Here is a 7,468-nt window from a genome sequence, read left to right as displayed (position 1 = left end):
TGTCATTGATGGAGTTCAAAGAAGAGGTGAAAAGAGAAGCTACAGTACACAACGTGTAAAATTTGACTCTCATTCTTCTGCTTAATTTTTTGTTACATACTTATAAAATTTCACCACGACTTACTTATACCATCTATTCTATTCAGTGTTTGATTTTATTCTGGGTATCCTAAATAAAGACAAGTTACATGATATAGAGAAAGGAGCAAAGGGCTAGTACCGCAAAGCGGAAGTCAAAAGGAGCCAGTGCGTTGGGCGGGTTTCCCGACTTGAAGCAACTGGCGTTTAAAAATCAAAAGTCAAAAAGCTTATTATACAGTAGGCTTCTGAGTGATTTAAAATGGTCTGTTTATTTACGCCGACTTGTACTAGTTTGCACCCTCATACCCATTTTGGAATTATAGACGGTGACAAATTTGATTAAACTAATTTTCTTATAAGTTCAGACTTTCAGGCTCCACTCATGGGAGTAGTATTTTTCAGACTAAGACATAAAAATATGAGAATTTAAGGAACAGCCATGATAGTAAATGAGCGGGAAAAAATACGCCATCTGTTGGTCATTCAAGACCTACAAGGGCAGCGAACTGTGCCTTTGCAAGAGACTACTTATTCTCTGGGGCGGCATCCCGCCAACACTATTATCTTGTCCTCCCGGTCAGTATCAATGCAACATGCAATTTTATTGCGAGTAACTGTTCCAGAGACTGACCAATATGGCTTTCAAATTATTGATGGCAACTACAAGGGGAAAGCAAGTACTAATGGTTTATTTGTCAATGGCGCTAAATGCTTCTCTCATAATCTCAGAAGTGGAGATATCATTGCTTTTGGCAGTAATCAAGCTCAAGCTAAATATTATGCCATTTCCAACATTTCAGAACAAGCATTTTCTGAATCTTGTGATGTAGAAGACCTATCTGGTTTTTTATCAGAGCAAGCCAGTCCTGCCAATCCTTTTCAAACCCTAGCTATTGATCCTAGCTTTGAAGCAGCGAGTGAGTCTGCCCTAGCTCGCCTAGCATCCTTCCCTGAACTCATCCCCAATCCAATTATTGAGATGGATCTGGAGGGAACAGTTACTTATCTCAATCCAGCCGCAGCTCTCAAGTTTCCCAAGCTTAGGGAAGTTGGGATGAAACACCCGATTTTAACAGGACTACTGAGTAAAGTTAAGAATCTCGAAAAAAATTCTTTTGTGCGGGAGGTGGAAGTAGGTGCAGAAGTTTTTGAACAATCTGTTCTCTACCTTCCTGAAAGTGATTTAATTAGAACCTTTATTACTAGGGATATTACTGAGCAAAAACAAGCCACAGCCGAATTGCGTCAGCGCGATCGCTTGCTACAAGCAGTTGCAGAAGCTGCCAATTATTTGCTAGGCGAAATGAATTACAAAACCGGTATTGATCGAGCTCTAGCTGTACTGGGTGAAGCTGCCAAGGCAGATCGAGCCTATCTCTTTCAAAACCATCCCCATCCTACTACAGGGGAAATAGCAGTCAGCCTACGGTTTGAATGGACACACTCTTTTATTCAATCTACACACCATCATTGGCAGAATCAGCCTTATCAAGATTCTGGATTAGCCCGTTGGTACACTGTTCTTTCTAGCGGCCAGTCGATTAGCGGACTCACCCAACAATTTCCTGTCGCCGAACAAGAATTCCTAATTAGAGATGGCATTCAATCTCTTCTCTTAGTGCCTCTCAGGTTGGATAATGAGTGCTGGGGTTACCTTGGCTTGGCAGACTGCACCTTTGAGCGTCACTGGTCAAAGCACGAAGAATCTACCCTTTTGACAATGGCCGCCAGTATTATTGGAACGCAGCAGCGTCAGCAAGTAGAAGAAAAGATTCGCTATCAAGCCCTTCATGACATCCTGACAGGGTTGCCCAATCGCCTACTATTTAATGAGCTACTTAGTAAAACTCTGCCCAATGCCAGTCGGAATGGTGAAAGTTTAGCTGTGATCTTCCTCGACCTGGATCGCTTTAAGGGTATTAATGACACTCTGGGGCACACTCTAGGAGACCAATTGTTACAAAGCGTCGCTCAAAGATTAAAAGACTCACTCAGAGGCGGAGATACCATAGCCCGTTGGGGAGGTGATGAGTTCACGATCTTACTCCCGCGAGTCAATGATATTGAAGAGGTAACCCAGGTGGCGCATAGAATCTTACAAGCTTTAGAGGATGCCTTCAATCTGCAAGGGCATGAACTTTATGTGACTGCCAGCCTCGGTATTGCATTGTTTGATAACAACAGTCCTAACGCCGAAACACTAATTCAGCACGCAGATGCCGCTTTATACTACGCCAAGGACAAAGGACGGAATAACTACCAATTCTACAGTGTTTCTCTGAGCGCCAAGAATCCTGAACTTCTAACTTTAGAAAAGAGCTTGCGCTACGCCCTAGAACGTGAAGAGTTTACGGTGTACTATCAGCCCCGTGTGAATATCGCCACAGGAGAAATTACTGGTATGGAGGCTCTGTTGCGTTGGCAGCACCCAGAAATGGGATTGGTTGCACCGAGTGTCTTCATTCCCCTAGCCGAAGAAAGTGGATTAATTGTTCCCATCGGCGAATGGGTGCTTCGGACAGCGTGTAGCCAAAACAAAACCTGGCAAGATGCAGGATTGCCACCCATGACGATCGCTGTTAATCTTTCTCTTAAGCAGTTCCGCCAACCTAAATTGGTAGAGACTGTAGCCACAGTTTTAAAAGAAACGGGGCTGGAGTCACGCTTTTTAGAATTAGAAATTACCGAAACCACAGCCATTGAGGATTTAGATTTTACCAGAACGGTGTTAACAAATCTACAGCAGATGGGTGTTTACATCTCCATTGATGACTTTGGTACGGGTCATTCCTCGCTATCGCGCCTACAGCTTTTACCACTCCACAATCTGAAAATAGATAAATCTTTTATTCATGATTTGACTTTGGATGTCAAAGTAGCTCATATTATCAAGGCCATAGTTACCTTGGGACAAAGTTTGGGATTGAAGTTGACAGCCGAGGGGGTAGAAAAAGAAGAGGAATTGGATTTCTTGAAATCTATCAATTGTGAGGATGTACAAGGCTTTTTATTCTACCGACCGCTTTCTGCCCAGAAGGCAACAGAAATTCTTGAAAGTAAACGACCAACGCTCTAGTACTCGATCAACCCAATAAAGAAAAACTGTTTGTCCGAGTGAGGATACAATAGCATTCATTGTCTTGCTGCAAAGTTTTTTCGTCCTATGTTGCCAGTCATCTATTCCGACGAATTTTTAGATCACAAGACTGGAAAATACCATCCCGAAAAACCAGAACGTTTGAGTGCGATCGCTACTGCCCTAAAAGCAGCGACATTCGCAGATAGAATTGCCTGGCGATCGCCCACACCAACATCAGAACAGCCATCGCTAATGTCTGTGTTGCTTAAAGCACATAGCCCAGCCTATATCAAAAAACTTTGGCAAATCGCTTCTAGTGGCGGCGGCCCTTTGGATGGAGATACGCCAGTTTCCCCGCTTAGTTATGATGTGGCATTGTTGGCAGTTAGTGCATGGTTGGATGGAGTTGAGGCTGTGTTAAAGTCGGCTAATCCAGCTTTTGTACTAGCGCGTCCCCCAGGACACCATGCAGAAAGTGATGCGGGAATGGGCTTTTGCCTATTTTCTAATGCAGCGATCGCAGCTTTATTTGCCCTCGAACAACCCGGAATTAACCGCGTTGCCATCCTCGATTGGGATGTGCATCACGGTAATGGAACTCAGGCGATCGTTGAAACCCAAGCACGCATCGCCTACTGTTCGCTACATCAGTACCCATGCTATCCCGGTACTGGGAGAGCGACAGAACGCGGCTTTCATAATAATGTATTAAATTTACCTGTACGCCCTGGTAGTGATATTGCAGTATATCAGCCACTATTTGAAAGACAAGTAATACCGTTTTTAGCCGATTTTCAGGCAGATCTGCTGATTGTAAGTGCTGGTTATGATGGCAATGCCGCAGATCCTTTGGCAAGTATCAATTTGCAGCCAGAAGACTATGCTTTATTTACTGATTATTGTCTAGGGATAACTCGTAAAATTTTGTTTGGCTTAGAAGGTGGTTATGACTTTGATTCTCTTTCTCAATCAGTTGTAGCGACAATTGAACATTGTTTACTTTAGGGAGTTTCTCTTTTTTTAGGTAAAACCTCTGAATTCGTAATCGAGTCACTTTTGTATATGCACTGAGATCAGAGTAATCCTATTTTATTTGTAGCTCAGATTCCCGGTTTCTCAGAAAAGCGGGAATCTTCTTGTATATTTCCTTTGGATTTCACAACATAGTCCGTAAAAATAAGCAATTTATAGATATTTATTGTCATGATTATTCGTGAGTTAGTTGACTATTTTAACAAGTGTCTTTACGTAAATCTAGGGTGATACAACTTTTGCTCTAAACTCAAACTAAGTAATTTCTTTTACAAAGGCTTTCTATGATTCATCAAATCTTCAGAAAGAAAAAGTTTAAAATGTGTTCTTAAAGAGCTAAAGTTTTGTTAAGATGCAATTGCTAGCAGTTTCTCGGCGAAATTCACCTGTCGGTGTGTGGAGAAATAAAAAGTACTAGCAACACAAAATTCAAAAGGTGAAGCAATGACCACCTACATTTTTTTCGATGAAGCCCTACGGATGCTGACCAACGCTTATTTGATATCAGTAGTACTGTTAATAGCAGGCTCTGGTATAGGTTTGGCGGTAATTGAAACAATAGAAAAGACAGGAGAACGCTAAGTTTACAAATGGCAGTGTAGCTCTTGCCAAAAACCATTGGCTGCAAGTGTTCGCCATGAAGAAATCCTGGGAACACTAAAGCATGAAAGTCTCACTGCGTTGCAGCTTTACCTGGAAATCCACCAAACATACAGGTAACTGTAGCGCCATTGAGACTCTAACAAGGAGTTACTACAATGGGTCTATTCGACGCTGTGTTGGGTACAGAAAACCAAACCCAAACGGCACTCAATCCAGAAGAAGCTTTTGCTGTTATTATTTTGGTGGCAACAGCGTCAGACGGTCACCTTTCTGTTGAGCAGGCAAATTATCTCACTTTTGTGCTGTCTCGGATGAAACTTTTTAAAAGTTATCCTCATGAGATGATGAACAAGCTGTTTGAGAAAATATTGGGCATTCTCCAAGGAGATGGCTTTAATAGTTTATTTAATGCAGCCAAAGATTCTCTATCTCAAGACTTGCGGGAATCGGCCTTTGCGGTAGCCACGGATTTAGTCTTAGCTGAAGGTATCGTAGCTGAAGAAGAAAAAAACTTCTTAAATGATTTATATCAAGCTTTAGGTCTTTCTAGTGAAATAGCAATACAAATTATGCAAGTAAGTGTAATTAAAAACCGGGGATAAGGCGATAAAGATATGCTTAATTAAATTATATAAATAGCTTATAAACAAAGTGTGCCAAAGAAGCTGAACTTCTTTGGCACTATTTTTGGTGTTATTGTGACTAGGCTTAGATTCGCATCTTTTTCGATAAGTCGTAAATCTTGTTGTTCAATGCAGTATTGTGTCATAATTCGAGTTTCTAATTTTGAACTTTAAATTGTAAATTACCTATGCGTTGTTCTGCCACCCTAACCCAACTGGTTGAAATTCTTTTGGCCAGTCCTATAAACTTATCTGAAACTACTTTGACACAAGTCAGTTGCGGTATACAAACAGATAGCCGTACCCTAAAGCCAGGTGAAGTATTTTTAGCTTTGCGAGGCGATAAGTTTGATGGACATGAATTTGTGCAAACTGCAATCGCCAAGGGTGCTTTAGCTGCAATTGTAGATTTTGAATACGAAAACCCTGGTTTTCCGGTATTGCAGGTAAAAGACACTCTCAAAGCATATCAGCAAATCGGTAGATGGTGGCGCGATCGCTTTAACATTCCTGTAATTGGTGTAACAGGCTCTGTGGGTAAAACTACAACTAAAGAATTAATTGCCGCAGTTTTGGCAACAAAGGGACGAGTTCACAAAACTTATGAAAATTACAACAATGAAATTGGTGTCCCGAAAACTCTCCTACAACTTGGTGCAGAAGATGACTACGCCGTGATTGAAATGGCGATGCGGGGTAGGGGACAAATTGCTGAACTGACACAAATAGCGCGTCCAACAATTGGAGTGATTACCAATGTGGGGACGGCACATATTGAATTATTAGGTTCCGAAGAAGCGATCGCTGAAGCAAAATGTGAGTTGTTAGCAGAAATGTCTGCTGATAGTGTGGCAATTCTCAACCACGACAATCCTTTATTAATGGCCACAGCAGCAAAATTTTGGCACGGAGAAGTTTTAACTTACGGCTTTTCTGGTGGGGATATCCAAGGGCAGTTAATTGATAACGACCAGGTGGAAGTTGCCGGAATCCAACTACCTCTACCTTTACCTGGTCGTCACAATGCAACTAATTTCTTGGCAGCTTTAGCTGTAGCAAAGGTTTTGGGGATTGATTGGGCAAGCCTGAAAGCAGGTGTGATGGTGGATATGCCTACAGGGCGATCGCAGCAGTTTATCTTACCCAACGATGTGGTAATCTTAGATGAAACTTATAATGCTGCACCAGAAGCTATGATTGCAGCATTGCAATTATTGTCAGATACACCCGGAAAGCGGAAGATTGCCGTATTGGGTGCAATGAAAGAATTAGGAGAGCGATCGCAGCAGTTGCACCAGCGAGTGGGAGAAACAGTGAAAAATTTGAATTTAGACGGCTTGTTGGTTTTGGTAGATGGACAAGATGCCGAAGCGATCGCTATTAGTGCCGAAGGTATCCCATCGGAGTGCTTTGCAACTCACGCTGATTTGGTAGCTAGGTTAAAGACATTTGTGCAAACAGGCGATCGTTTACTATTCAAAGCTGCCCATTCCGTGGGACTAGATCAGGTAGTTAATCAGTTACGTGCAGAATTCTCCAGATGATACCGTTAGAAACCCAACGTCTCATACTGCGAGACTTTTCACGAAAAATCTGATACAGATGTAAACCTTGAAAGCATTGCTATATTTAAGTTTTTTAATTGCGTTAGCGCAGCGTAAAGCCAACTCTAAGAGAGGCTGTGCCCTAAGCGTAGCTATGTCGCAGGCTTTACGGCATGGCTACGCTTAGAGCGAGTTTTGCCTACGGCACGCTACGCGAATGAGCGTCATTGCGAATTGTGAATTGGTATGACTCCTGAATTCTGTTTCAATCAAATTAGTTAAAAGATTCGGCGTTGCATAATGGAGGGATGAATTGAGGTCTTCTACTGTGCATTGTCCATACTGCAAGTCTACGAGGATTAGAAAAAATGGTAAACGTCGAGGTAAACAAAATCACTTTTGCGTCACCTGCGATCGCCAATTTATAGATATCTATAGTCCCCCAAAAGGATACTCAAATGAGATCAAAAACGAATGTTTAAAAGCATACGTTAACGGTGCAGGAT

At 42.0% G+C, this 7,468-nt stretch carries 5 protein-coding genes and 1 pseudogene; all 6 read left to right on the top strand.

The window, feature by feature from the left end:
• Window positions 1–520: 520 nt before the first annotated feature.
• Window positions 521–3,157 carry an EAL domain-containing protein gene (locus tag H6G96_RS39640; protein ID WP_190919991.1) on the top strand — a complete coding sequence of 879 codons (2,637 nt, stop codon included), beginning with the start codon at window positions 521–523 and terminating at the stop codon, window positions 3,155–3,157.
• Between the two features lie 87 nt (window positions 3,158–3,244).
• On the top strand, window positions 3,245–4,165 hold the full coding sequence (locus tag H6G96_RS39635) for a histone deacetylase (protein ID WP_190919988.1): 921 nt from the start codon (window positions 3,245–3,247) through the stop codon (window positions 4,163–4,165).
• A 471-nt stretch (window positions 4,166–4,636) separates the two neighbouring features.
• Window positions 4,637–4,774: a hypothetical protein gene (locus tag H6G96_RS39630; protein ID WP_190919986.1), complete on the top strand. Its 138-nt coding sequence runs from the start codon at window positions 4,637–4,639 to the stop codon at window positions 4,772–4,774.
• A gap of 176 nt (window positions 4,775–4,950) precedes the next feature.
• Window positions 4,951–5,397 carry a tellurite resistance TerB family protein gene (locus H6G96_RS39625; protein ID WP_190919984.1) on the top strand — a complete coding sequence of 149 codons (447 nt, stop codon included), beginning with the start codon at window positions 4,951–4,953 and terminating at the stop codon, window positions 5,395–5,397.
• 209 nt (window positions 5,398–5,606) lie between these two features.
• Window positions 5,607–6,962: a UDP-N-acetylmuramoyl-tripeptide--D-alanyl-D-alanine ligase gene (gene murF, locus H6G96_RS39620; RefSeq protein ID WP_190919982.1), complete on the top strand. Its 1,356-nt coding sequence runs from the start codon at window positions 5,607–5,609 to the stop codon at window positions 6,960–6,962.
• 328 nt (window positions 6,963–7,290) lie between these two features.
• Window positions 7,291–7,468 (top strand): annotated as a pseudogene (locus H6G96_RS39615) (IS1 family transposase); the annotation flags it as partial.

It is taken from the genome of Nostoc sp. FACHB-892, assembly GCF_014698795.1.
In the GTDB taxonomy this organism is placed as follows: domain Bacteria; phylum Cyanobacteriota; class Cyanobacteriia; order Cyanobacteriales; family Nostocaceae; genus Nostoc.
The sequence above is the reverse complement of the archived record's forward strand: the minus strand, read 5'-3'. Positions and strand labels throughout refer to the sequence as shown.